This is a genomic window from Nocardia sp. NBC_00403 (assembly GCF_036046055.1).
In the GTDB taxonomy this organism is placed as follows: domain Bacteria; phylum Actinomycetota; class Actinomycetes; order Mycobacteriales; family Mycobacteriaceae; genus Nocardia.
In genome coordinates this window covers 5,303,581-5,326,535 of sequence record NZ_CP107939.1, presented here as the reverse complement: position 1 = coordinate 5,326,535, position 22,955 = coordinate 5,303,581, and the positions used below count along the sequence as shown (strand labels likewise).

Sequence of the window (22,955 nt, the reverse complement as noted above, 5' to 3'; positions counted from 1 at the left end):
AGGGGTGCCAGAGTGAGCCCATGGACACAGACGAACTCGACTGGAACCGGACGCTGCGCGAGCAGTGGGACTTCCACTGGAACCATCAGCTCCGAGCCCGGCTCGACGGCCTCACCGACGACGAGTACTTCTGGTCGCCGGTACCGGACGCCTGGAGCGTGCGGCCCCGCGGCACCTCCACGGCGCCCATGCAGATCGGCGCCGGAGACTTCACCATCGACTACGCCTTCCCCCAGCCGGTCCCCGCGCCCTTCACCACGATCGCCTGGCGACTCGGTCACGTCATCGTCGGCGTACTCGCCGCACGCAACGCGGCACACTTCGATGCGCCTACAGCGTCGTACGAGACCTGGGAATACGCCGGCAGCGCGGCCACCGCGCTCGACCAACTCGAGGCCCAACTCGACGTCTGGCTGGCCGGGGTGCGCGCCCTCGGTGAAGCCGGACTCCGGGTCCCGGTCGGCGCGAAGGAGCCCTTCCCCGAGTTGTCGATGGCCGATCTCGTGCTGCACATCCACCGCGAGCTGATCCACCACCTGTCCGAGGTCTGCCTGCTGCGCGACCTCTACCTGCAGACGAAACCCGACACCTCTGGGAGGAAACTCATGACCACACACCTCGACCCCGACGAGCTCCACAGCAACCCCGCCTTCACGCAGGGCGTGATCGCACCCGCCGCCCGGACGGTCTATGTCGGTGGCCAGCTCGGCACCGACAGCGCCGGGACACTGCTCGACGGTATCGAGGCGCAAACCACTCAGGCAATGCGAAACGTGTTGGCTGTGCTCGCTGCCGCGGGTACCGGTCCCGAGCATGTCGTCAAACTCAACATCTACCTCGTCGATGGGGTCGACGCACAGGTGGGATACGCGGCATCGCGATCAGTGTGGGGCAATCACCGCACAGCCATCACCGTCGTTTCCACCGCAGGACATGCCCGCCCCGGCGCGCTCGTGGAGATCGACGCAGTAGCGATCATCCCCGAATAGGACGAACCCACGGATCAAGGCTGCAATGGTGCACCGCGGCGCGTGGCCGGTGCCATTCAGCTTCAAAACGTGAGCGAAAACTGTCACAGTGACGTTTTGCGGTAGGGTCGCCGCACCTGACGAAGGGGAGGGGATTCGAGGTAACCCCTTGCCTCCCACGAAAATTCGAGCACGACTCGCAATGGGCATGCCTCCAGCAGGCGCAGAGCGCAGCGTTGTCATGGTGCGGCGACAACCACAGCAGGCTCGCTCGCACGGTCCACGCGAAATCCCGGTAGGAACCGATTTGCATACGGGATCATCACTTGAATCAGTGGCCCGATGCCGAACGCGTACACCAGCGTTGCGATGCCGACACTGCCACCCAGCACCCAACCGGCGGCCAGCACCGACACCTCGATCCCGGTTCGCACCCATCGCACCGACCACCCGGTCCGCCGAACCAGTCCAGTCATCAGTCCATCCCGCGGACCCGGACCCATCCCTGCACCGATGTACAACACCGTCGCGACCGCATTCAGCACCACCGCCGCAGTCATTGCCGTCACCCGCAGCGGAATCGAATCCCACTCCGGCAGCATCCACAACCCGACATCCACCGATACCCCGATGACCACCACATTGCTCACCGTCCCCACACCGGGCCACTGCCGCAACGGAATCCACGCCAGCAGCACAACCACCCCGGTAAGCGCCGTTACCGCCCCGAAGCTGATCGGCACATGCGCCGCCACACCCTGGTGGAACACATCCCACGGATCCAACCCCAAACCAGCACGAATCATCACCGCCATCGACAACCCGTACAACCACAACCCGACATAGAGCGCCACCAAACGCCGAACCAACATTCACCCAGCATCCCGCCAACTGGACTCCGTAAACAGATCCACTTGACAATCACTGGACCTTCATCGGCGGTGTACCTCACTCGAGAGCCAGGCCACATCGGCTTCATGCGCACAACTGGACCTGCCACCACGCCGTAGAACGTCACTGTGACGTTTTAGGGCGTGAGAAGCCCGACGGGGAGAGTCGGCCACGAATCCGAATCATGAGCCATGTCAACATTTCTCTGTCAAAAGTAGGATTTGACAGGAATATTTACGTCAGGCAGAAACTGAAGTAAGGGGACCGACGACACAAGCCCAACCGCAAAGAACCAACAACAGCGCGCGCCGATGGGTGGATCCGGCGAAAGTCTAACGACGGACCCGCGAAACATCCTGCGCAGCAGTGATATCCAGCAATGCAAACCCACCTTCGCGCACCCCGATTGTAACGCCGATAATCAACATTATGTCAACTAAACCCCTTCACTATTCTGGAAGTACTGGCTGCGCGCTCTCGCCACAAGGTGATAGACCTTGACCGGTTCAGCATCCCGTTAGCTGATACAGCTCGCTCGGGGATGCATCATGTGGACCTGCGACCATGCCGTTCGGCGCCCTGCGGTCCGGATCAGGAAAGTGTGTCCGCCAGCTCCGCATGCAAATCGAACAGCGCGGTGATCTGGTCGGCTGACCGTCGGCCCATGCCGCACTCGGTGGCGATGCCGAAGTCCGCGACGGCGGTGCGGGCGGCTTCGATCCGACGCACTGCGCCGTCTCGACCGTCGGTAGCGTGCACCAAGCCGAGGTAGAGATCGGTTTCGGGCGGCAGGTCGAGATCGGCGAGGGGTTTGAAGTAGTCGGCGTCGGCACGCGACCGCGGGACCGGCATGTGGATCCAATCGACGCGCCTGCCCAGCCCGGAAAGGATGCGGGTCGCGACCGAGGCCAGCCGCCCGGAATCGGTGGGTTCGGCGAAGTGGCGGTGGCCGAAGTCGCCGTAGCACAGGTGGTATCCGAGTTCGACCGGTTCGGGTACCACCGCGCCCAACCGGACCAGCCGCTGTGCGACTTCCTCGAGCTGGGTCGGATAGTCGCCGCCGAACCAGGACGGGAACACGCCTTCGAAGATGGCGAACTCGACTGCGGTATCCCATTGCACCGCAAGGTCTTCCGCCGGGATGCCGTCGACGATACGGGCCAACTCGCTGCGCAGCTGCGCCTCGTACCTGCCCTCCAACTCCCCCTGCGGTCCCGCGACGAACGCCCCGATCACCGCAATCGGCGTCGGCAGGCACACCTGGAATCGGGAGCCCTGCGGGATAACGCCTTCCTCCCGCAGGCGCCGGAAGACCTGCCATGACTCCAGCGCGGCGTCGGCATAGCCCAAGGGGCCGAAGTCGATTGATGCCGCGTCGACACCCGATTTGGGTTGCACTCGTTCACTTGGCCCGTATTCCGGGCTCGGCGGCGGAACGGTCTCCAGGTCCGGGTGTGCCTGCATCTTGGGCAGCTGCCACACCACCCAGTTGTTGCGCACTCCCGTCTCACCATCCGGAATGCGCTTCAATCGAGAACCTATCCGCTGTGCTGCTTCCGAGAACACCGTCTGCGCATCCGCCAACGGAACGCTGCCGCACAGATGAACTCCGCGACCTCTACCCACCGCAATCTCCCTACACATCGCCTACCACTGGTCGAGCCGACCTGGTCGAAACCGGATTGTTGCCGCGCACCGTCCCGCTCGGTGCGAGACCGGGCGACGGTGCGCGGTCGGGTCACAGGCTCGCGACGAGGTCGCGCTACGCGATGCAGCGTAAGCGCGGCTATGCAATGAGGTTCCCCACATTTGGGAAGTAGTCGAGCACCCGCTCAGCTCCGGAATGCGGCGATGTTGCGGCGGACGAAAGCCAATCGCAGGCAGGATGCGGAAGGCCTCGTGCGTGCTCAGATCGACTGCAGAGTCCGGGGATTGGGCGCGATCCCGGTAGAACTTCGTCGAGCATGTCGGCCACCTCTGGCGGTAGCGCTTCGGCGGCGCGCAGCGCACTTCCCCTCCGGGGTGACGGCCTGGCCTCATAGCAGTACCGCTCCCCTATGGATCCTCGTACTGTTCAACGCTCTCCGGTGATAGGCGAGGTCTCAAACGAGTGGTTCGCGGCAGCCCACCGCTGGTCGCCGAGCACCTGGCGATCGCTATACCCTGCCGGTTGGGCACGAATCAATTTGCGCAATAAGGTTTCTGTCTGGGCAAGTAGTATCCAGGCGTCGAAGGCTTTCGCGTACAGCTCGAACGCAAACCGACTCCCCACTCCCCCTATTCCCTGCCGTCAGCGAACCCCAGCGGCCCCCAGTAACGATCGTTTGTTCCCGGGACCGGCCGGACAACCACGCCGGTCGAGCGGGTCGTGCATCCGAATCCACACCCCTGACCCACGTCGAGGGATATCGGACTCCGCCCGACGTGGCCGGAACGGTATGAAAGCAGCCTAGATTCGTCGCTACCCTCGAAGGTGGCTGGATCTACCACAGGTACGGGGGACGAATGAGTGACGAGCAGAGGCCGACCTTGTTCGGCTCCGTTGTCGAGTTCGTCGAGAGTTACTTGACGCTGATCTATCAGCGCGACATCGACATTCACGCGTGGTGCCCGGAATGGTGGCAGCACGCCGAGGCCGTTGTACGCCTGGATACGCTCTGGAGAACGTGGGAGTACTACCGGCTCGACGGCAACACCGGGCTCTCGGTGTGGTTTCTCGACCATGCCGATGCTCACATGGGCGTCCTACTCAGCCTCGACGGTCCGTTCAGCGGCTGCTCGGTCCGCAAGGGCCACTCCGCCAAGGTACCTCCCCTGCCACTGGAAGCCCCCCCTCTCCCGAACATGTTCCGATCTCCGACTCTCACCCGAGACGACTAGCAGCGGGCGGCATTTCACCACCCCCACCAGCGCTTGTCCGAAAAGTACTGTGGTCAACTAACGTTCATGCGGTGCTAGGACATTCTCATGCGACCAGTGGCGCGTTTGCCTGGTCGGTAGCGGCCGCGACCTTGCCCGTATCGGCGATGACGTATCCCGTATTGACAAGTGCGGACGTGCATCTCGGCCCTGTCGACATACTGTTGGGCGTCTTTCTGACGGCGGGCGCCGCGCTCCTGCCCGATGCAGACCACCCCAACGGCACCATCGCCCACGTGCTCGGACCGATTTCGTACTACCTGTGCCGATTCATCTCATGGATATCGGGCGGGCACCGCCATGCCACGCACTCGTTCGCGTTCGTCGTCGCCGTGGCATACGGGACCTGGGCAGGCGAACACTGGCTCGGACGATATTTCACCCTCGCACTCGCCTTCTTCCTTCTGGCCCTCGCGGTACGCGCACTACATATCTGCCCCTCCGGTGACGGCATCAAAGCGTGGGGCACCGTGGTGATCCTCGCCGCCGCGGGCACCTTCGCCATGGACCACTGGATCACCGACAAACCGGTCTGGCTACCGTTCTCCGTCGGCCTGGGTGCACTCGCCCACCTCGCGGGCGACTGCCTCACCGACCGCGGCTGCCGCCTGTTCTGGCCTTTCCCGCTGCGCACCCGCGTGCCGATCATCGACCGCACCGGCAATAAGGTCGAAACCTGGGTTCTGTCACCATTGTTCACCCTCGGCGCCCTTTCGGCGCTCTGGTACGTCTTCACCACCAGCCCCTGACCGCCACCGGCGTGGCGACTGTCTTTCGTGGACCACCGACCGGTCCACGAAAGACAGCGCCTGTCGGCACAGCCTGGCCGACACTCGAAAACCCGCGCCTCCCCGCCGTACCAACAACGGCGATGGGCCCCCGTCTGCCTTTGCTTCTCTTTTGATGGTGACGTTGTGGATGTCGGTGACGACGTTGTGGTGACTCTATGTAAAGATATGCATAGGCCAATATTGACATGCGTTTTCGATCGAGTGGTCGGGTCGCATTGACTGGAGGCTCGCCCTGCCGTGCAGCTTCCATCCCGTCGTCAACGGACTGTGAACTCGGCATCGACTGCTCTCCCCCGTTGGTACATGAGCCCTCCCTTCGCGCTTCCCTCCCCAACCAATCGGCTAGCGCTCCCCTGCCCCATACCCGCGGGAGATCGGCACGGGACTCACCCTAGCGACGCTACTTTGGCGTCGTCGATCGATATGCCGTTCCGGCACAGGCTGATTCGTGCTGCGGGACCTACTGTCGCGGTCCGCGAACGAGTCGATTACCGTGTCGGGTCGCACACGATGGCAGGCGCTCGTTCGGCTGCCTCCAGATAGCTGCGCAACGCTTGACGGTTCTGAGTGAGTGCGTCGATGCGTTCGTCGAGCCCCCGAAGGCGTGCCCGGAGTACGTCGAGCAACTCGGTACATGGCGCGATGTCAGGGCTTGCGCCGGTCGCGCAGGGCAGCAGGAGACCGATGTCCTCGGTCGAGAATCCCGCCTCGAGCAGCCCTCTGATCTGGGTGACGGTCAGGATGGCGTCATCGGTGTACTCGCGGTATCCGTTGGCTCCACGGCCGGGCTCTAGCAAACCCTGGGATTCGTAGTAGCGCAGTAGATGCGTGCCGACTCCGGTGCGGCGGCTCAGTTCCCCGATCAACACCGTGGCCCCTCCTTGACCTTCATATCGATATGAGGGTTGATGATACCGACATGACCGATAGATCGACGCCCGACTCCAACGCCGGCCACGCGCCGGTCACCGTCATCGGCCTCGGGCTCATGGGCCGAGCCCTGGCTGAAGCGTTCTTGGCCGCTGGACACTCGACAACCGTATGGAACCGCTCGGCCACCAAGGCCGAACCGCTCGTCGCCCAAGGCGCCACCCTTGCGGGCTCGGTCCGCGAAGCCGTCGCAGCAAGCCCACTCATGGTCATCTGCGTCACCGACTACGAGGCGGCACGCGAGCTGCTCGACCCGTTGGGGGATGTGCTCACCGACACGGTTCTGGTGAACCTGACCTCGGGCACCTCAGCCCAGGCGCGGGAGACCGCCGAGTGGGCAACCGCGAGAGGCGCGTCCTACCTCGACGGCGTAATCCTGGGTATTCCCCCGGCCATCGGTACCGCAGACGCCGTTCTCCTCTACAGCGGTCCACAGTCGGCCTTCGACCACCACGAGGCGACCCTGCGGAGCCTGGGCGCGAACACCACCTACCTCGGCGTCGATCATGGCTTGTCCTCGTTGTACGACATGGCGATGCTGAGCATGATGTGGAGCGTTTTGAACGGATTCCTACACGCCGCTGCCCTGCTCGGTACCGCGCAGGTCGACGCGGCGACAGTCGCGCCATTCCTGAACAACGGGATCGGCAGCATGACCGAGTGGATCACCGCCTACGCGGACCAGATCGATGCAGGCAAGTTCCCCGCCGAGGACGCCACCATCGACACCCACCTGGCGTCCATGGAGCACCTCGTCCAGGAGAGCGAGACACTCGGTGTCAATGCCGAACTTCCCAGGTTCGTCAAGATGTTGGCCGACCGGGCGGTGGCACGGGGTCGTGGCGGCGACGGCTACGCCGCGATGATCGAGCAGTTCCGAAAGCCATAGGCATGAGCGTCGCACCATTCGATATGACGGTGGACCGCGTGCACGGCACCACGATTCGTTAGCAGGCTCGCCGACCGAATCCATGCCGGTACGGACGTAGCAGGGCCGGACCCCTCCCCCGTCTCTGCTACGTCCGGCGGAGCCGGACGGTTGATGTTTCGAACCAGGCTGCTGACATGTTTCAATGCGCATATCTACGTATGCTTATGTTTTCCGTAGATCCATTTCGGTAGGAAGGACACGCCTTTCGGGCTAACCTGGGGCATGTTTGCTGGTTCGACGATGCAACCCCACCGCTGGACGCCGCCGCAGGCGCTCCCCCGCGCTCGTGAAACGCGCAGCGCCACACCGCTCCCCCCGGTTTCCCGGCTGGAGGTGTCGAGCGCGGGCCCTGAGGATGTGGTACTCGCGCCGGATGGGCGGGTGCTTGCCGGGGTCGACGACGGGTCGATCCTCAGCATCGACCCGTCCGACGGGGACGTGCGACGGCTCGCGAACACCGGTGGCAGACCGTTGGGGCTGCATGCCGACGCGGACGGCTCGATACTCATCTGCGATTCGACGCGCGGACTGCTGCGGCTGGATCCCGATGGCAGCCTCGAAATTCTCGTCGACCAGGTCGACGGCGAGCCACTCTCCTTCGCCAGCAACGTCGTTCGCGATGACGACGGCACGATCTACTTTTCGTCGTCATCGCGCCGCTATCGCCTTGATCAGTGGATGGGCGACATATTGGAGCATTCCGGCACCGGCAGGCTGCTGCGCCGCGATCCGTCGGGCGCGGTCGAAACTCTGCTTGACGGACTGCAATTCGCCAATGGGGTGGTCCTGTCCCCCGATCGTGCGTGTGTGGTGGTTGCCGAGACGGGCGCATATCGTGTGTCGCGCTATTGGCTCACCGGACCCAAGGCCGGCACCCATGATTATCTCGTCGAGAACTTGCCGGGTTTTCCGGACAACATGGGTCTCGGTAGCGACGGACTCGTCTGGATCACTCTGCCCTCGCCTCGAAATCCCTTGCTGGACTGGCTATTTCCGCTGCCGGGCGTGCTGCGAAAGATCGTGTGGACGTTGCCGGCGTGGTTGCAGCCGAAACCGCCGAAGACGGTCTGGGTGATGGCCGTCGACTTCGACGGCAATGTCGTGCACGATCTTCAGATCGAAGGCACCAATTTCTCGATGGTCACCGGCGTTGTCGAGCACGAGGGGATTCTCTATCTGGGGAGTCTCACCGAGTCCGCGGTCGGTGTGACGCGGGTTCCGTCCTGACCAGAGCATGGTCCCCCGTCGGACCGACCGGGTAGCTGTTTGGTGTGCCCGGGCACTCTCGGGTTCATCGCGCAGTGTGTGCGGATGTGCCGCGAGGGTGTCCGGGCCCGCGGTCAGAACAGTTGTTCGGGGTGGGCGTCGGCTTCGCTGCGGACGTCGGCGGCGAATCGGGCTTCGATGTCGTCGGGGTCGCCGGAGCTGTGGGCTGTGTAGAGCAGCAGGCAGCCGCGGATGCCGTCGAGGAGGTCTTCGAGCAGGTCGAGGGCGGGGCGGACCGGGTCGAGGCGGCTGATGCGGAATTCGGCGAGCAGGGCTTCGCGGGTGTCGTTGTCGAGGTCGAATTTGCGGGCTTGTTCTTCGATTTCGGCCACTCGGCTGACGACGGCCCATGGTGCGGGCACGTGTCCTTCCGAGACGGACACGGCCTCGGCGATCAGGTCGACGACGATGTCGGTGGGTGTCTCGCCTCCGCCGAGGCGTTCGAGCACCATGGTGGGGGTTTCTACCTGCAGCGCTTCGATGTCGTCGGCTTCGACGACGACATCGACGGTCGGTACGCCTGCCAGTTCGCCCGCGACCTCCGCGGCGGCGTCGAGCCAGTGTGCGGCAGCGACCGCTGCGGAGGCGGGGTCGAGTTCGGTGAACAGTTCGATGGAGCCGAGTGGGTCGGCGTGCAGCAGTTCGTCGGCAGCTTGGACTTGGGCAGGTGAGACGTCGGGTCTGGACAGCTCGACTGCTTGGCGTGCGCGTCCGGTGAGGTCGCCGAGTTCGGCGGATTCGATGGCGGCTTGTTCGGTGATGACTTCGGCGAGGATGGTGTTGCGCAGTTCGAGGTCGTCGATGCTGTGCAGGGTGCGTCCGACGCGGTGCGCGGATTCGACGACGCCGCTGTAGGAGACGAGCAGGCCGTGGTCGGTGGGCAGGTTAGGGGTGCGGATGGCCGCGTCGACTTCCTTGAAGTTTCTGCGTTCTTCAGCGCGGCGCCAGGCTTCGCTATTGGGGATGTCGGGATCGCCTGCGGCGCTGGCCGGGTGTGTGTAGGTGCGCCATTGGAACCGGGACAGGGTGGTCAGATTCGACGCCAAACTGGTTGCCTGGTCTGGGCTTATCGGAGGCAGTGCGGCCACCGTCGCCGCGAGATCGCCGCGTCCGGTCGCCCAGATGGCGACTAGTGCGTTGCGGTCTGCGTCGATTGCATATCGGGTCACATCCGCAAGTCTTGCCGATTGGGCGTGGTTGCGCGCGCGCAATCCTGTCCATCCCGCTGCGGTGACCGGCGTTTCTCCATGGCACGCTGGGGAGTATGACTCTCGATCACGGTGATCCCGGCGACGCGCCTTCGGTTCCGCAGCCGACCGCGCCGGTGGCGAATTCCGCGCGTCCGTCTGCGGCGGAGGAGGCCAGAACTGTTGCGGCGGGGACGAATACGGGGACGTTGGCCAGCCTGAGTGCGGATGGTTCGCCGTGGGCTTCGTTCATCACCTATGGCTTGTTGGATGGTCAGCCGGTGTTGTGTGTGTCCAGGATGGCGGAGCACGGCCGTAATCTGGCCGCGGATGCGCGGGCCAGCATTGCGGTGGTGGAGCCGAATCCGCCTGCCGATCCGTTGGCGGGGACGCGGATCACTCTCGCGGGTGTCGTCGAGCAGCCGGTGGGTACGGAGGCCGAGGCGGCGCGGCAGGCGCATCTGGCGGCGGTGCCTGCGGCGAAGTATTACATCGACTACAGCGATTTTGCGGTGTGGGTGTTGCGGGTGCAGCGGATTCGGTGGGTCGGCGGGTATGGGCGGATGGATTCGGCGACGGCCGAGCAGTATGCCGCTGCCGCGCCGGATCCGGTGATACCGGTTGCCGCTGCGGCGATTACGCATCTCAACGATGATCATGCCGATGCGCTGTTGTCGATGGCCCGGGTGCTCGGCGGGTATCCGGATTCGACGGCGGCCAGTTGTGAGCGCGCGGATCGGTACGGGCTTGATTTGCGGGTTGTGACGCCGCGTGGGGTGGCGCGTACGCGGGTGGGTTATGCGGTGCCGTTGGATTCCATCGATGGGTTGCGGGCGGCGACGGTCGAGTTGGCGCGGCGGTCGCGCGAGGGCTGAGCGCGGCGGTCAGCACTCTGTGGTGGGCCGGAATGCGGGCGATGTTGGGTGTCGCTTTATCGGGTCCGAGGGTGGGGTGCCGATTGCGCCCAGTCGGGGACTTCGGCGACCAGTTCTTCGGGAGCGGATAAGCGCCAGGCTTCGAAGACCAGTTCGGACAGCTCGTCGGCCTCGATGCCTGCGAGGGAGACGACTACCCAGCCGAATCCGCCTGCGGTGAACTGTACTTCGAAGACTTCGGGCCTTTCGGACACCAATGCCAGCTGTTCGGACAGGGTCTGCTTCAGGCCGACGGTTCCGGTCCGCGGCCAGTAGTAGCCGAACCGCTTGCCGCGGACACTGAAGGTGATGTACTTCTCGCCTTTGGCGCGTTGCACGTCGACGAGCGCGTCGATGATTCGGAAGAATTCTTTGTTGTGTACGGCCACTGCGGACCCCCTACACAGAGTCCGCCGGAGCGGCCTTGGCCGATGTCGCACCGATCGGGAGGTCGGCGATCGCGTAGGCGCGGCGCAGCAAGGTGATCGGCATGGACCAACTCAACCACATCCTTCGGTGTGTCTGGACATCTTGGCCCCGTGGTGTGGTCGCCCCGCAGTTCCTCGGTGCAAACACTGCGCACTCGGTTCGTCCAGCGTCGCCGTGACGTCATGGACCGCGAAGGCGAGATGTCGCGGACACTGCTCGGCGATCACGGCGAGCCCGGAGGGTGTGGGTAGAGAACGTCTTGGAGGACAAGTCCCTGCTCTTACTCTTCGTCGAGTGGACGGCAGGCAACCTCTCGAACGCGGCGTTGAGCGTGACCGCGACACCGCCGCTGACCCTCGGGATCGTGGCGAAAATTTGCTCGTATTGCGGAACCCGCTGGGCAACGGGAATACCCGCCGCGGCGATCGCTGGGACAGCGCCGGCAGCCTCCGGATCGATTGTGGCGCGAGCCGCGGCGTAGGTCGACGCGGCGTTTGTCGCTCCTGTGGCGTTGCCGGCGTCCTCGACCGCGGTGCGAAGTTGATAGGCGCAGTACGGAATCGCCACCTCGAGCAGGCTCGCCGAGTAAAACGTCCGGCCGAAATCAACTCCGGCGTGGCGGAAATCGTCCGGCCCCTCGACGGAGGCAATCGACAACGCAACGTGCGGAATGTCGCCGAACAGCGGGAACGAGGCGCGGGTGTCCAGAAGTGCTTGTTCGAGAGCCTGTTCCATCGTGAAATCGGCGGCGAGGAGGGTGGCATACGGAGTTGGAAAAGACATCGTCGTGGGTCGGCGTTCCCCCACCGCGACGCACTGTTCTACTGCGAGTCGAACACGAGACCGCCCAATTGCGACTCGACTACAGCCATCCCAGCAAGTGATAACACCATGAAGCCGGCCGGAAAGTCGAGACGGTTCACGAAGGCATGATCGGGGCGCGGTACCTCGAGGCGGAAGACGAACAGGCGTGGTGCCCGGCCCTGGCTACCAACACCGTGACCGCCTGGACCCCGGGTGCGGGGGCCAGGTCACAGCCGGGTGCCGTTGACTACCAGTGCCACATCGATGTTGTCGCGTGTGGCGTTGGAGTACGGGCAGACTTGATGGGCTGCTTTGACCAGCTCGACCGCCTGCTCATCGGTGACCGAGGGCAGCGAGATCCTCATTTCGACGCCGAGCTTGAAGCGGCCGCCGTCGATCGGGATCAGCGAGACCGAAGAGTCGATCTGCGCATCGTTCGCCTCGAGCTTGCCGCGCCGCCCGACCAGAGCGAGCGTCGTGCCGAAACACGCGGCGTACCCGACCGCGAAGAGTTGCTCGGGGTTTGTCCCCTCACCGTCGCCGCCCAGTTCCTTGGGCTGCCGCAGGTCCAGATGCAGTCGCCCATCGGATGTACGCCCGTGGCCGATCCTGCCTCCAGTGACGTGCGCCTCCGCCGTGTACAGCGCAGTGGTCATCGTTGAACTCCCTTCGTAGGTAACAGAACAGAATCTGTCACTTCTAAAACGAGAAGTCAATAGATTATTATCAGGAAGATCCGATGGTCGGGGAGAAGATGCTGAAGATCGGTGCACGTCGGTCCAGGCCCTATTCGCCGGTACCGACCAAGTCATGCCCTGCTGCGCAAGGAGAATCACCAGTGACCACATTCGTTCTCGTACACGGCGCCTGGCACGGCCCCTGGGCCTGGGACCGCGTCACACCGCTCCTACACACCGCCGGGGCGCACACACTGACCCCCGATCTCGGTGCCGACGGCAACCGCGGGCTGCACGATCATGCCGCCGCTGTCATCGCAGCCCTCGACACCGTCTCCCGGGACGACGAGCTCGTGCTGGTCGGGCACAGTTACGCGGGCCTGGTGGCCCGAGAGGCAGCCGACGCGCGCCCCGATACTGTCGACCACATCGTCCTCGTGGACGGCTGGGCAGGGGGCAACGGTGCCAGCTTGTTCAGCTTGGCTCCCGCCCGCTTCGTCGAGGCGATCCGCGCCGCGGCCGAGGCATCCGGGGACGGACGGCAGATCCCAGCGCCGCCCCCCGCCGCGTTCGGCATCTTCGCTCCCGACACCGCGGCTTGGCTCGCCGCGCGGCTGCTCCCGCAACCACTGCGCACCTTCACCGAGCCCACTCAGTTGACCGGAGCCGTCGACCGAGTTCCCGGAACGGCCATCTATTGCCGACCGAAGACCTACCCCTTCGACCAATTCGGCGCGGCCGCCGGATACCGGACCCTCGCGGTAGACGGCCCGCACGACATCATGCTGACCGACCCGGAACCACTCGCCGACCTGCTCCTGACAGCGCAGTCATTCAAGAACGAGAAGCGCGAAGTCTAGAGTGATGAAGTGGAGCAGCGAACGTACAACCAGTACTGCGCGACCGCGCGCACCCTCGATCTCGTCGGCGAGCGTTGGACGCTACTGCTGTTGCGCGAACTGCTGACCGGACCCAAACGGTTCGGCGACCTCCAAACCGGCCTTCGCGGCCTCGGCACCGGTCTCCTCGCCGCCCGCCTGAAACACCTGGAACGCGAGGGCCTGGCACACAAGATCACACTCCCGCCGCCCGCTCGCACCCCCGCCTACGCCCTCACCGAGGCCGGTGAGGAACTCGGGCCCGCGATCCTCGCACTGGCACGATGGGGGCTGAAATGGACAATGGGCGAACCGCAACCCACCGAAACGTTCCACCCGGGCTGGGCGGTCCTCGGCCTACGAGCCTGCTTCAACCCGCAGGCCGCCGCCGGACTCCGCGCAGTGTATGAGTTCCGCATCGACGACGAAGTCTTCCACGCCCGCATCGACGACGAGACGATCGAGACACTGCACGGACCCGCCCAGCATCCCGACGCGATCATCACCATCAGCGAGTCCGAGTTCCTCCGCCTGACCAGCCAAACCCTCACCCTCGCCGAGGCGATCAAAACCGGTGCCGCATCCGTGAGCGGCGACGAAGAAGCCCTGCGCAGGATCAAAGGTCTGTTTCGCCTCCCGCAACCACGCGCCCGAAAGACAGACCGGTAAGCGGTGGGCGACCAAACGGTCGGACCGAGTCCACGCGGAAAACCGCGATTCGGTCTGCCGCTGCTGCGACAGCGATCGCAATGGCCACCCGATCACCGAGGTAAGCAACGCCGGCTTCATCTTCGAGTGGTATCCGATTCGAGTGGTATCCGACTGCAACCGCGACGCCGCCGCCGATCCTCACCGGCGAGAGCGCCTACGAGCGAACGACAGGCCGAGTCCTCTGGACCAATGCGCAGATCGGCATCGACGAGTACAGCGGACGCACGAGCGCGATAGAAGGAGTAGTGGATAACACCGTGATCGTCCGATCGCTCGATGGATCAGAGCTGGCCGGTCTCGATCTCACTGACGGACACCGAATATGGCAGCAGCCGACGCCGTTCTCGAACACATTGCGCTACGACGGCATAGCCGACGCAAGCCACCTCATCCTGACTGACGGCACCACCGTGCACGCGATCGACGCCGGAGACGGTTCGACCGCCTGCTCGATGCCGTTACCGCCCAGTGGTGATCCCAGGCTGCGCTCGGCGGTGAAGGCACTGGGTGGTCGCATGGTCACGGTGACCGCGCATGAATTCACCGGATACGCTGCGGCATAATGTGACTCGAGCATTCGGCGGCAGCCTCATCGGCGGTATATATCAGGATCGGACTGCAGCGTGGATGGTTACGAATTCGGGATATTCCCTGCAGCTTTCACGGGTGTCCCCCAGCGTGCGGAGCGGAATCGCTCTCGCGGCCGCCCGATCGATGATTCGATCCATCACCTGGACGCCGATGCCATACCGTTGGAATTGCGGCGTCACTGGTCCGGCTCGAGTCAGTCGGCCCGGGGCCTGGCGGCAAATACCTCGTGCATTTCGGTTCCGATCAAACGCGGGTCCTGCTGAGTCTGCGCGGACATGCCATGCCGGCCGAACAGCTCGCAGACTTCTCGCAGGCGCCCGTCGCGATCATGGACTTCGGCGACGACGACGTGGATACGACGCCAGTCCGCGTCGGTGATGCCATGCAAGACATCCAATTCCGCACGCTCGACATCGACTTTGAGCAACCCGATCTCCCTATCGCGGCAGTGTTCGTCCAGTATCGCCGAAACAGTGGTGACCTCGACCTCCAGTGGTACGCCGTCGTGCAGGCCGGTGGTGATGAGCGCGATGGCCTTGTCGTCCAAGCCGCAGTTGCGCAGATAGATCTTGGTGGCTTCGTCGTCTGCCTCGCGATCGGCGAAGAAACCGGAGTTCGCCGTTGCGCGCGGATACCAGGTGAACGGCCGCGTGCCCGGCGTGGCGCCGACCGCGATCTCGAGGGATATCCCGTCCGGAACGTGCGCTGCAATATTGCGGTCCAGGCAACGAAAGGTCACCGGTACGGGCTCGACCGCGATGACCTGAATTCCGGGGCAGGTGTCGGCGAACATCATCGCGCTGAGTCCGATGTTGGCGCCGATGTCGAGGGCAACGTCTCCAGGACAAAGGCACGCGGCGGCACGCCGGTAGAACCCGTGCGTCGCGGTCGTCTCGCCCCACAGCATCCGGGCCTCGGCTGGGCTCGTGCAGGTCACCATTCTGCCGTCGTCGAGACGCAGTTGCTGCATTGTGGTCAGCATTGTTCCATGAACCTTTCGAGGACAGGGCCGACGATGGCCAGCGCGTGTGGATGGCTCAACTCGAGATGGCGGGCGTCGACGACAACGTTGTGAATGTCGCCGCTGACATAGGGCCGCCACGTATGCGCGAGAGCGTCGTGGTCCGCGTGGTCTATTCCGGCGGTGAAGAAGACCAGGTCACCGCCGAAGACGCTCGGCCGATAACCGGCGGAGATATCGCTCGCGGTTCGGAAGCTCTCCATCACCCGATCCGTCTGTTCGGCGGTGAACAGTCCGGTTGCGATCACCTGGTCCCGGATGACGTTCCACGCTTGCTCATGGGTGGTTGCCTGCAGCTGGTCGCCGAGGTCGAACAGCTCCCGCCAGCCGCCGAGCAGATCGGCCATCAGCTGTCCCGGTGCGGGCTGGCCTGCGAGGGACGCGGCCGGTTGCGATGGTGCACCTGCTGCGCTGTCCAGCATGGCCACGATGCCGACCCGATCACCGTCGCGCTGCAGCTGTGCTGCCATAGCGTGCGCGATCTGTCCGCCCAACGACCAGCCGAGCAGGTGATACGGACCCGTAGGCTGCACTCGGCGAATCTCGGCCACATAGCGTGCGGCCAGTTCGTCGACGGACTCCGCAGATGGTTCGCCGGACACGACGTGCGGATCCTGCAACCCGTACACCGGCCGATCCGGATGCAGATGTTCGATGATGCCGCCGTAGAACCACGCCAGACCGCCCGCCGGGTGCACGGCGAAGACCGCCGGCTCGGATCCGCTCGCGCGCAGCGCCAGCAGCACCTTCAGGCCGGAGTCGCCTTCGGAGTCGTCGGCCCTGCGCGCCAACGCCTGCGGAGTCGCATCCTCGAACATCCAGGGCAATTCGATCGTCACACCACGAGTCCGCAACTCTGTTACCGCCATGGTGGCGAGCAGTGAGTTGCCCCCCAGGTCGAAGAATCCGTCGGTCACCCCGACCCGGGGGGTTCCCAAGACCTGCCCGTATACATCGCTGATCACTTTCTCGGTATGCGTCCGCGGTGCGACGAACCGATGTACTGCTCCGTCGAAATCGGGAGCGGGCAGTGCTTTTCGATCCAGCTTTCCGTTGATGGTCAACGGCAGATCGGGCAGGACCATGACCACCGAGGGCACCATGTAGCTCGTCAGCACCTCAGCGGCGGCCGCCCGGACCTGGCCCGGATCGATCGGCTGCCCGTCGGTGCCGACGACGTAACCGATCAGCTGATCGACGTCGCGCTCGTGGCGGTGCACCGCCGTGGCGGCCCGCGACACCGACGGATGCCGTAGCAGCGCCGACTCCACCTCGCCCAGCTCGATCCGGTACCCGCGCAACTGAACTTGTGCGTCGCTTCGGCCGGCGTAGGTCAACTCCAGCCCGCTGCTGGTCTTGCGCCAGCGGCCGACATCGCCTGTCCGATATAACCGGCCACCGTTCGGATCGAACGGGTTCCCCACGAAGCGGCTCGCCGTCAACGCCGGGGCTCGCAGGTAACCGCGCGCGAGTTGCCCTCCGGCGACATAGATCTCGCCGCGGACTCCGATCGGTACCGGCTGCAGCCGGTCGTCGAGCACGTACACCCGCAGCCCCGGCAGCGGTGTTCCGATCCTGGCTGTGTTCGGGTCATCGACCTCGGCGAATGTCACGTGTACGGTCGTCTCGGTGATCCCGTACATGTTGACCAATTGCGGCGATCCGGGCTGATGCGCGGCGAACCAGCCGGTCAACCTCGCCGGATCCAATGCCTCGCCGCCGAGGACGATGTACCGGAGCACGAGATCGCCGCAGCCGCAACCGGATTCGCGATATCGGCGCTCGGCGTCGAGGAATCCGTAGAAGGCCGAAGGGGTTTGGCTCAACACGGTGACGCGCTCGCGCGCCACCAGTTCCATCAACGCCTCTGGCGACCGGGAGGTGTTGTAGTCGACGACGACCAGCCTGCCTCCGGTCAGCAGGGCGCCCCACATTTCCCACACCGCGAAATCGAAAGCGTACGAATGGAACATCGTCCACGCGTCATCGGAATGGAAGTCGAATCGTTCGGCGGCGTGGGTTAACAATGTGACGGCTTCGCGATGGCTGACGGCCACCCCCTTCGGGGTGCCGGTCGACCCGGAGGTGTAGATCACGTAGGCGAGGTTGTCCGGTCGCGCGGCCGAGGGCACGGGGCCAGAGCAGTCCGGGACCGCGGCCCCGGATTCTTCGATCAGTAGCGTCGGTGCCGCGTATCCCGTTGCGTCCATCGCCATTTCGGCAGAGGTCAACACCGCGGCCGGACGCGCGTCATCGAGGATGAAGCGCAATCGCTGCGGCGGGTTCGCCATATCCAGTGGCAGGTATCCGGCGCCTGCGCGCACGACCGCGAGCAGGCCCACGACCATGTCGACTGAACGCGACAACGCCACTGCCACCAGGGTTTCCGGCCCGACACCGCGCTCGGTGAGCCGAACGGCGAGCTGGGTTGCGCGCCGATCCAGCTCCGCATAGGTCAGCTGCGATACACCATCGGTCACCGCGACCGCATCCGGCTGCGCCGCGACGCGGGAGGTGAACAGCTCGGCCAGGGTCACATCCGCGACCGCGACGCCGTCGACTCCGGCAGCGGCCAGCACCTCGCGTCGCTGGTCGGGATCCACTATATCGATATCGCCCACGGCGACAGCCGGATTCACGGCCGCCTGCTCCAGTATCCGGGTATACGCGTGCGCGAACCGAGTTATCGTCTGCTCGACGTACAGATCGGTGGCGAAGGTCAGTCGTCCGACCATTCCGTCCGGACGGCCCCCTGCACCGAACCGTTCGACGAGCTTGACGTTCAGGTCCGCGCGGGCCTGGTCGAAGCCGTTCTCGATCGGTTCGACGGTGAGCCCCGCCAGCTCCAACGCGGCCGCGCTGAGATCCTGGACGTCGAGGGTCACCTGATAGAGCGGCATGTGCGAGGTTGACCGCTGCGGATTCAGCGCCTCCACGACCTCCTCGAAGGGCACATCGGCGTGGGCGAACGCGGCGAGATCCGTTTCGCGGGTGGCAGCGAGCAAGTCAGCGAACGGCTGCCGCGACGACACCCGCGACCGCAACACCAGCGTGTTGACGAACATGCCGATCAGATCGTCGAGTTCGCGGTCGCCGCGGCCGGCCACCGGGGTGCCGATCGCGACATCGTCGACGTCGGCCAGCCTGGATAGCAGCACGGTCAAGGCGGCGTGCAGGACCATGAACACCGTCGCGTTGGCCTCGCGGGCGAGGGCGTCGATGCGGGCGTGCAGCTCGGCGGACAGCTCGAAATCGACCGCGCGGCCGCGCATGGACGCCACCGGCGGCCGGGGCAGGTCGGTCGTCAGCTCGAGCAGTTCGGGCAGCCCGGTGAGGCTGTCGGTCCAGAATCGCAGCTGCCGGGAGACGAGCGAGTCCGGCTCGTGTCCGTCGCCGAGCACCTCGCGCTGCCACAGGGCGTAGTCGGCGTACTGGATCGGAAGGGGCGGCCAGTTCGGTTGTGTCCCTTCTCTACTCGCCTGGTAGGCCATTGCCACGTCCCGCGCGAGCGGCATCATCGACTGTCCGTCGGCGCAGATGTGATGCACGCAGATCACCAGCACGTGATCACGGTCTCCGATGGCGAACAATTCGGCTCGCACCGGAGGTGCTTGGGTTACATCGAAGCCCGCGGAGACCACCGCCGCCGCCCGCTCCAGCACATGTTGTTCGTCGACCCGGATCGGCGTCAGAGCCGGTGCGACCTCGTCGGCGCCGACCGTGACCTGGCAGGGCGTCCCGTTGATCATCGGGAACTTGGTTCGCAGCGACTCGTGCCGGTCGATGACCAGCTCGCACGCGTGCCGCAGCGCATCGATATCGAGCTCGCCCCGCAGCCGGATCACCAGCGGAATATTGTACGCGCCGACCGAGGTGTCGAATTGATTGAGGAACCACATCCGCTGCTGCGCTGGTGACAGCGGTACCAGAGCTGGGCGGGTGCGCGGTGCAGGCGGCACGGCGACGTTCCGGTCGGCGGTAGTGAGATGCGCGGCCAGTTCGGCGACTGTCGGTGCATCGAACAGCTCCCGAATACCGACGCTCACGCCGAGTGCCGTGCGCAATCGCGCGACCACGCGCGTCGCCGACAGCGAATTGCCGCCGAGTTCGAAGAAGCTGTCCGCTGCGCCCACTCCGCTGACACCCAAGACGTCGCCGAAAACGTCCGCGATGCGCTGTTCGGCGTCGGAACTCGGGGCGACCCATTCCCGCTCGTCCGGGAATTCCGGCGTGGGTAGTGCCGCCCGATCCAGCTTGCCGGTCGCGGTCAGCGGGAACTCGGCAAGCGGCATCAGCACGTCGGGCACCATGTGCGTGGGCAGATGACGTCGGGCAGCAGCCTTGATGTCGCTCGGATCGATACGTCCGTCGCCGACCAGATAGCCGACGAGCTGGTCGGTGCCGCGCTCGTCTGTGCGCAACACGACCACCGCGTGGTCGACCCCGGGATACTCGGACAGCACCGCCTCGATCTCGCCGAGTTCGATGCGTTGACCGCGAATCTTGACCTGGAAATCGCGGCGGCCGAGGTACTCCACGGCGTGGTTCGAGGTCCAGCGGGCCAGATCGCCGGTCCGGTACATGCGCGACCCTGCCGCGCCGAAGGGATTCGCCACGAAGGCACCCGCGGTGGCCGCAGACCGGTTCACATACCCGCGTGCCAGCTGGATGCCCGCGAGATACAACTCCCCCATCACCCCGACCGGCACCGGCCGCAACCACGGATCGAGCACGACGGCCTCGACGCCGCGGATCGGTCCGCCGATCGTCACCACATCGCCCGGGTGTAGCGAACCGCTGATCCCGGCCAGAATCGTGGTTTCGGTCGGTCCGTACCCGTTCAGCAGCCGCCTGCCCGGCGCCCACACCGAGACCAGCTCCGGTGTCACCGCCTCGCCGCCGGCGGTCAGCACTCGCAACGAATCCATACCGGCCGGTGCCATGGTGGCCAGCACGCTCGGGGTGATGAATGCATGCGATACCCGTTGCGCCCGAATCAATTCCGCCAGCTCATCGCCGGCGAACGCGTCCGGTGCCGCCACCACCAGCAATGCGCCGTTCGTGTGGGCCAGCAGTACTTCGAGGACCATCGCATCGAAACCGGGGCCAGCCGCCTGCAGCACGCGCGAACCGGTGTCCACGCCGAAGCGGTCACGCACTACTGCGGCGAAATTCGCCAGCCCCTCGTGGGTGACCACGACGCCCTTCGGGATTCCGGTCGACCCCGAGGTGTAGATCACGTACGCCGCATCCTGGAGCTGTGGCGTCCGCAGCCGCTCGGAGTCGGTGACAGCGGCCGCAGACTTCGCCGCGACAGCGGTCTCGGTGTCCGGATCGTCGAGGACCAGCGGGCACATCACGTCGAGAAGCAGATCCCGCGATGCCTCGACGGTGAGCGCGACCCGCACACCGGAGTCCGCGATCATGTGTGCCACGCGCTCGGCCGGATTGCGCGGATCGATCGGCAGGAATGCCGCACCCGTCTTCGCCGTCGCCCACAGGCCGAGCACGAACTCCGCCGACCGCGCCATCACCAGCGCGACTTGATCGCCGGGGCCGATACCGCGCTCGATCAATTGCCGCGCCAGCTGGTTCGACCGGGCATCCAACTCGGCGTAGGACATCGGGCTACAACCCGAAAGCAGCGCTGCTGCAACGGGATTCACGTGCACGCCCCCGACCAGCAACTCCGTCAGCAGCTGCGGCGACACGGCACCGCCACCCGTGGCCGGCACCAGTTCACGCCGATCGGCCGCGGACAGCAGATCGACCGAATCGAGCGGCGCGTGCGGATCAGTCGTGATCGCACGCAGCACGATGTCGAGCCGGGCGGCGAGACCGGACGCTGTCTCGTCGTCGATGCGGTCCTGCTGGTAGCGCAGGCGGACGTGCAGTTGGTCGGTGTGGTGCACCTGCACGGTGATCGGGTAATGCGCGGCGTCGCGACCTCCCGCCGAGACCACCCGCATGCCACCTATGTTGGCGTCACCCAATCCGCTGCTGTCGACCGGGTAGGACTCGAACACGAACAGCGTGTCGAACAGGGACACGGCGTCCGCGGCTGCCAAGATCTGCGACAGTTCGAGGTAGTGGTGGTCGAGCAGACGCGTGTTGTCGGCCTGCAATCGAGTCAGCGCGTCCTCGATGCTCCGGTCCCGGCGCACCTCGACGACGACCGGAATCGTATTGATGAACAGACCGATCATCGACTCGACCCCAGGCACGTCTGCGGGACGGCCGGACACCGTGCTGCCGAAGACCACACGGTCGGCGCCGAGCAGGTTGCCCAATACCACAGCCCAGGCGAACTGGACGATCGTCGCCATCGTCACCGCGTGTGTCCGGGCGAATTCCACCAACTCGGCCGTCGCGTCGCGATCGAGAACGACCGGCAGATCGATCGGGATGGTCGCGGTCGTATCGGTGTGCGGATCTGCGACCAGCGTGGGCTCGGCGACACCGCGCAGCGCGTCCCGCCACACCTCGACGCTTCCGGTACGGTCGCGCCGGGCCAGCCATTCCAGGTAATCGCGGTAGGGCACCACATCGGGCAACAGGTACGACTGTGCGTCCACCGCGTACAAGCCGATCAGTTCACGCCACAGCAGCGGCAGCGACCAGCCGTCGAGCAGAAGGTGATGGGCGGTCAATATCAGCCGGAAGTCTTGCGGTCCCACCGTGACGAGCACGAACCGCAGCAGCGGCGGATCAGCCGGATCGAACCCGGCCGCCCGCTCGGCATCGAATATTTCGTCCAGGTCCAGTGTGCGCTCGGACAGCGTGATGTTGCGCCACGGGACGGCGGTATCGACCGGAATCACTTGTACCGGAAGGCCTTCGGCGGTTCGGGTGAAGGCGGCCCGCAGGTTGCGATGGCGTGTGAGCAAGGCCCGCGCGGCGCGCTCGAGGCGGTGGTCGTCGACCGCGCCCGACAATGTGAGTACCGATTGCGCGATATAGACGTCGAGATGGCCCGCGGCGACCTCGGCGTGGAACAGCAGCCCCGCCTGCAGCGGCGCCAACGGCCACACGTCGCGCAATCGCCCG

At 65.2% G+C, this 22,955-nt stretch carries 17 protein-coding genes and 3 pseudogenes; 10 read left to right on the top strand and 10 right to left on the bottom strand.

Annotation, left to right across the window (positions count from 1 at the left end):
- Window positions 1–20 precede the first annotated feature (20 nt).
- Window positions 21–575 (top strand): annotated as a pseudogene (locus OHQ90_RS23495) (DinB family protein); the annotation flags it as partial.
- A gap of 30 nt (window positions 576–605) precedes the next feature.
- Window positions 606–989 (top strand): RidA family protein, encoded by a 384-nt coding sequence (locus tag OHQ90_RS23490; protein ID WP_328413059.1) that lies wholly within the window; start codon window positions 606–608, stop codon window positions 987–989.
- 218 nt (window positions 990–1,207) lie between these two features.
- Here OHQ90_RS23490 and yczE read toward each other — a convergent pair whose 3' ends face one another.
- On the bottom strand, window positions 1,208–1,840 hold the full coding sequence (gene yczE / locus OHQ90_RS23485) for a membrane protein YczE (protein ID WP_328400858.1): 633 nt from the start codon (window positions 1,838–1,840) through the stop codon (window positions 1,208–1,210).
- Window positions 1,841–2,450: 610 nt separating this feature from the next.
- Window positions 2,451–3,389: a hypothetical protein gene (locus OHQ90_RS23480; protein ID WP_328400856.1), complete on the bottom strand. Its 939-nt coding sequence runs from the start codon at window positions 3,387–3,389 to the stop codon at window positions 2,451–2,453.
- 975 nt (window positions 3,390–4,364) lie between these two features.
- Between OHQ90_RS23480 and OHQ90_RS23475 the strand changes: the two genes are divergently transcribed.
- Together OHQ90_RS23475 and OHQ90_RS23470 are read left to right on the top strand one after the other, a co-directional pair.
- Window positions 4,365–4,739: a DUF4913 domain-containing protein gene (locus OHQ90_RS23475; protein WP_328400854.1), complete on the top strand. Its 375-nt coding sequence runs from the start codon at window positions 4,365–4,367 to the stop codon at window positions 4,737–4,739.
- A gap of 71 nt (window positions 4,740–4,810) precedes the next feature.
- Window positions 4,811–5,527 carry a metal-dependent hydrolase gene (locus OHQ90_RS23470; protein WP_328400852.1) on the top strand — a complete coding sequence of 239 codons (717 nt, stop codon included), beginning with the start codon at window positions 4,811–4,813 and terminating at the stop codon, window positions 5,525–5,527.
- A 530-nt stretch (window positions 5,528–6,057) separates the two neighbouring features.
- On the opposite strand, the gene OHQ90_RS23465 is transcribed toward OHQ90_RS23470, so the two are convergent.
- Window positions 6,058–6,438: a MerR family transcriptional regulator gene (locus OHQ90_RS23465; protein WP_328400850.1), complete on the bottom strand. Its 381-nt coding sequence runs from the start codon at window positions 6,436–6,438 to the stop codon at window positions 6,058–6,060.
- A 50-nt stretch (window positions 6,439–6,488) separates the two neighbouring features.
- On the opposite strand from OHQ90_RS23465, the gene OHQ90_RS23460 reads away from it, so the two are divergent.
- Both OHQ90_RS23460 and OHQ90_RS23455 read left to right on the top strand, forming a co-directional pair.
- Window positions 6,489–7,388: an NAD(P)-dependent oxidoreductase gene (locus OHQ90_RS23460; protein ID WP_328400848.1), complete on the top strand. Its 900-nt coding sequence runs from the start codon at window positions 6,489–6,491 to the stop codon at window positions 7,386–7,388.
- 282 nt (window positions 7,389–7,670) lie between these two features.
- On the top strand, window positions 7,671–8,657 hold the full coding sequence (locus OHQ90_RS23455; protein ID WP_328400846.1) for an SMP-30/gluconolactonase/LRE family protein: 987 nt from the start codon (window positions 7,671–7,673) through the stop codon (window positions 8,655–8,657).
- Between the two features lie 113 nt (window positions 8,658–8,770).
- Here OHQ90_RS23455 and OHQ90_RS23450 read toward each other — a convergent pair whose 3' ends face one another.
- Window positions 8,771–9,865, bottom strand: a complete 1,095-nt coding sequence (locus OHQ90_RS23450; RefSeq protein ID WP_328400844.1) for a hypothetical protein — start codon at window positions 9,863–9,865, stop codon at window positions 8,771–8,773.
- Window positions 9,866–9,960: 95 nt separating this feature from the next.
- Here OHQ90_RS23450 and OHQ90_RS23445 point away from each other — a divergent pair, with 95 nt between their 5' ends.
- Window positions 9,961–10,758 (top strand): HugZ family pyridoxamine 5'-phosphate oxidase, encoded by a 798-nt coding sequence (locus tag OHQ90_RS23445; RefSeq protein WP_328400842.1) that lies wholly within the window; start codon window positions 9,961–9,963, stop codon window positions 10,756–10,758.
- A gap of 56 nt (window positions 10,759–10,814) precedes the next feature.
- Here OHQ90_RS23445 and OHQ90_RS23440 read toward each other — a convergent pair whose 3' ends face one another.
- From OHQ90_RS23440 to OHQ90_RS23430, 3 genes are all read right to left on the bottom strand, one after another.
- Window positions 10,815–11,186, bottom strand: a complete 372-nt coding sequence (locus tag OHQ90_RS23440; RefSeq protein WP_328400840.1) for an MmcQ/YjbR family DNA-binding protein — start codon at window positions 11,184–11,186, stop codon at window positions 10,815–10,817.
- Window positions 11,187–11,406: 220 nt separating this feature from the next.
- The gene (locus OHQ90_RS23435; protein ID WP_328400838.1) at window positions 11,407–12,009 is read right to left on the bottom strand and encodes a hypothetical protein; all 603 of its coding nucleotides are present in this window, start codon (window positions 12,007–12,009) and stop codon (window positions 11,407–11,409) included.
- Window positions 12,010–12,257: 248 nt separating this feature from the next.
- The gene (locus tag OHQ90_RS23430; protein ID WP_328400836.1) at window positions 12,258–12,686 is read right to left on the bottom strand and encodes an organic hydroperoxide resistance protein; all 429 of its coding nucleotides are present in this window, start codon (window positions 12,684–12,686) and stop codon (window positions 12,258–12,260) included.
- 182 nt (window positions 12,687–12,868) lie between these two features.
- Between OHQ90_RS23430 and OHQ90_RS23425 the strand changes: the two genes are divergently transcribed.
- From OHQ90_RS23425 to OHQ90_RS23415, 3 genes are all read left to right on the top strand, one after another.
- Window positions 12,869–13,567, top strand: coding sequence for an alpha/beta fold hydrolase (locus OHQ90_RS23425; protein WP_328400834.1), 699 nt, complete (start codon window positions 12,869–12,871; stop codon window positions 13,565–13,567).
- Window positions 13,568–13,576: 9 nt separating this feature from the next.
- Window positions 13,577–14,254 (top strand): winged helix-turn-helix transcriptional regulator, encoded by a 678-nt coding sequence (locus OHQ90_RS23420; protein ID WP_328400832.1) that lies wholly within the window; start codon window positions 13,577–13,579, stop codon window positions 14,252–14,254.
- Between the two features lie 131 nt (window positions 14,255–14,385).
- A complete protein-coding gene (locus OHQ90_RS23415) occupies window positions 14,386–14,859 on the top strand; it encodes an outer membrane protein assembly factor BamB family protein (RefSeq protein WP_328413057.1) in 474 nt (157 codons plus the stop codon).
- 221 nt (window positions 14,860–15,080) lie between these two features.
- On the opposite strand, the gene OHQ90_RS23410 is transcribed toward OHQ90_RS23415, so the two are convergent.
- The 3 genes and pseudogenes from OHQ90_RS23410 to OHQ90_RS39490 form a co-directional block, all read right to left on the bottom strand.
- Window positions 15,081–15,869 carry an FkbM family methyltransferase gene (locus OHQ90_RS23410; protein WP_328400830.1) on the bottom strand — a complete coding sequence of 263 codons (789 nt, stop codon included), beginning with the start codon at window positions 15,867–15,869 and terminating at the stop codon, window positions 15,081–15,083.
- Window positions 15,863–16,555, bottom strand: a pseudogene (locus OHQ90_RS39495) (thioesterase domain-containing protein); the annotation flags it as partial. The gene OHQ90_RS23410 and the pseudogene OHQ90_RS39495, both read right to left, overlap by 7 nt.
- Before the next feature lie 192 nt (window positions 16,556–16,747).
- A pseudogene (locus OHQ90_RS39490) lies at window positions 16,748–22,939 on the bottom strand (amino acid adenylation domain-containing protein); the annotation flags it as partial.
- Window positions 22,940–22,955: the final 16 nt, after the last annotated feature.

What these genes read in the sequence shown, in the direction of transcription:
- OHQ90_RS23410 (WP_328400830.1), bottom strand. Translation starts at nt 15,869, where the DNA reads ATGCTGACCACAATGCAGCAACTGCGTCTCGACGACGGCAGAATGGTG.
- OHQ90_RS23475 (WP_328400854.1), top strand. Translation starts at nt 4,365, where the DNA reads ATGAGTGACGAGCAGAGGCCGACCTTGTTCGGCTCCGTTGTCGAGTTC.
- OHQ90_RS23460 (WP_328400848.1), top strand. Translation starts at nt 6,489, where the DNA reads ATGACCGATAGATCGACGCCCGACTCCAACGCCGGCCACGCGCCGGTC.
- OHQ90_RS23430 (WP_328400836.1), bottom strand. Translation starts at nt 12,686, where the DNA reads ATGACCACTGCGCTGTACACGGCGGAGGCGCACGTCACTGGAGGCAGG.
- OHQ90_RS23445 (WP_328400842.1), top strand. Translation starts at nt 9,961, where the DNA reads ATGACTCTCGATCACGGTGATCCCGGCGACGCGCCTTCGGTTCCGCAG.
- yczE (WP_328400858.1), bottom strand. Translation starts at nt 1,840, where the DNA reads ATGTTGGTTCGGCGTTTGGTGGCGCTCTATGTCGGGTTGTGGTTGTAC.
- OHQ90_RS23435 (WP_328400838.1), bottom strand. Translation starts at nt 12,009, where the DNA reads ATGTCTTTTCCAACTCCGTATGCCACCCTCCTCGCCGCCGATTTCACG.
- OHQ90_RS23455 (WP_328400846.1), top strand. Translation starts at nt 7,671, where the DNA reads ATGCAACCCCACCGCTGGACGCCGCCGCAGGCGCTCCCCCGCGCTCGT.
- OHQ90_RS23490 (WP_328413059.1), top strand. Translation starts at nt 606, where the DNA reads ATGACCACACACCTCGACCCCGACGAGCTCCACAGCAACCCCGCCTTC.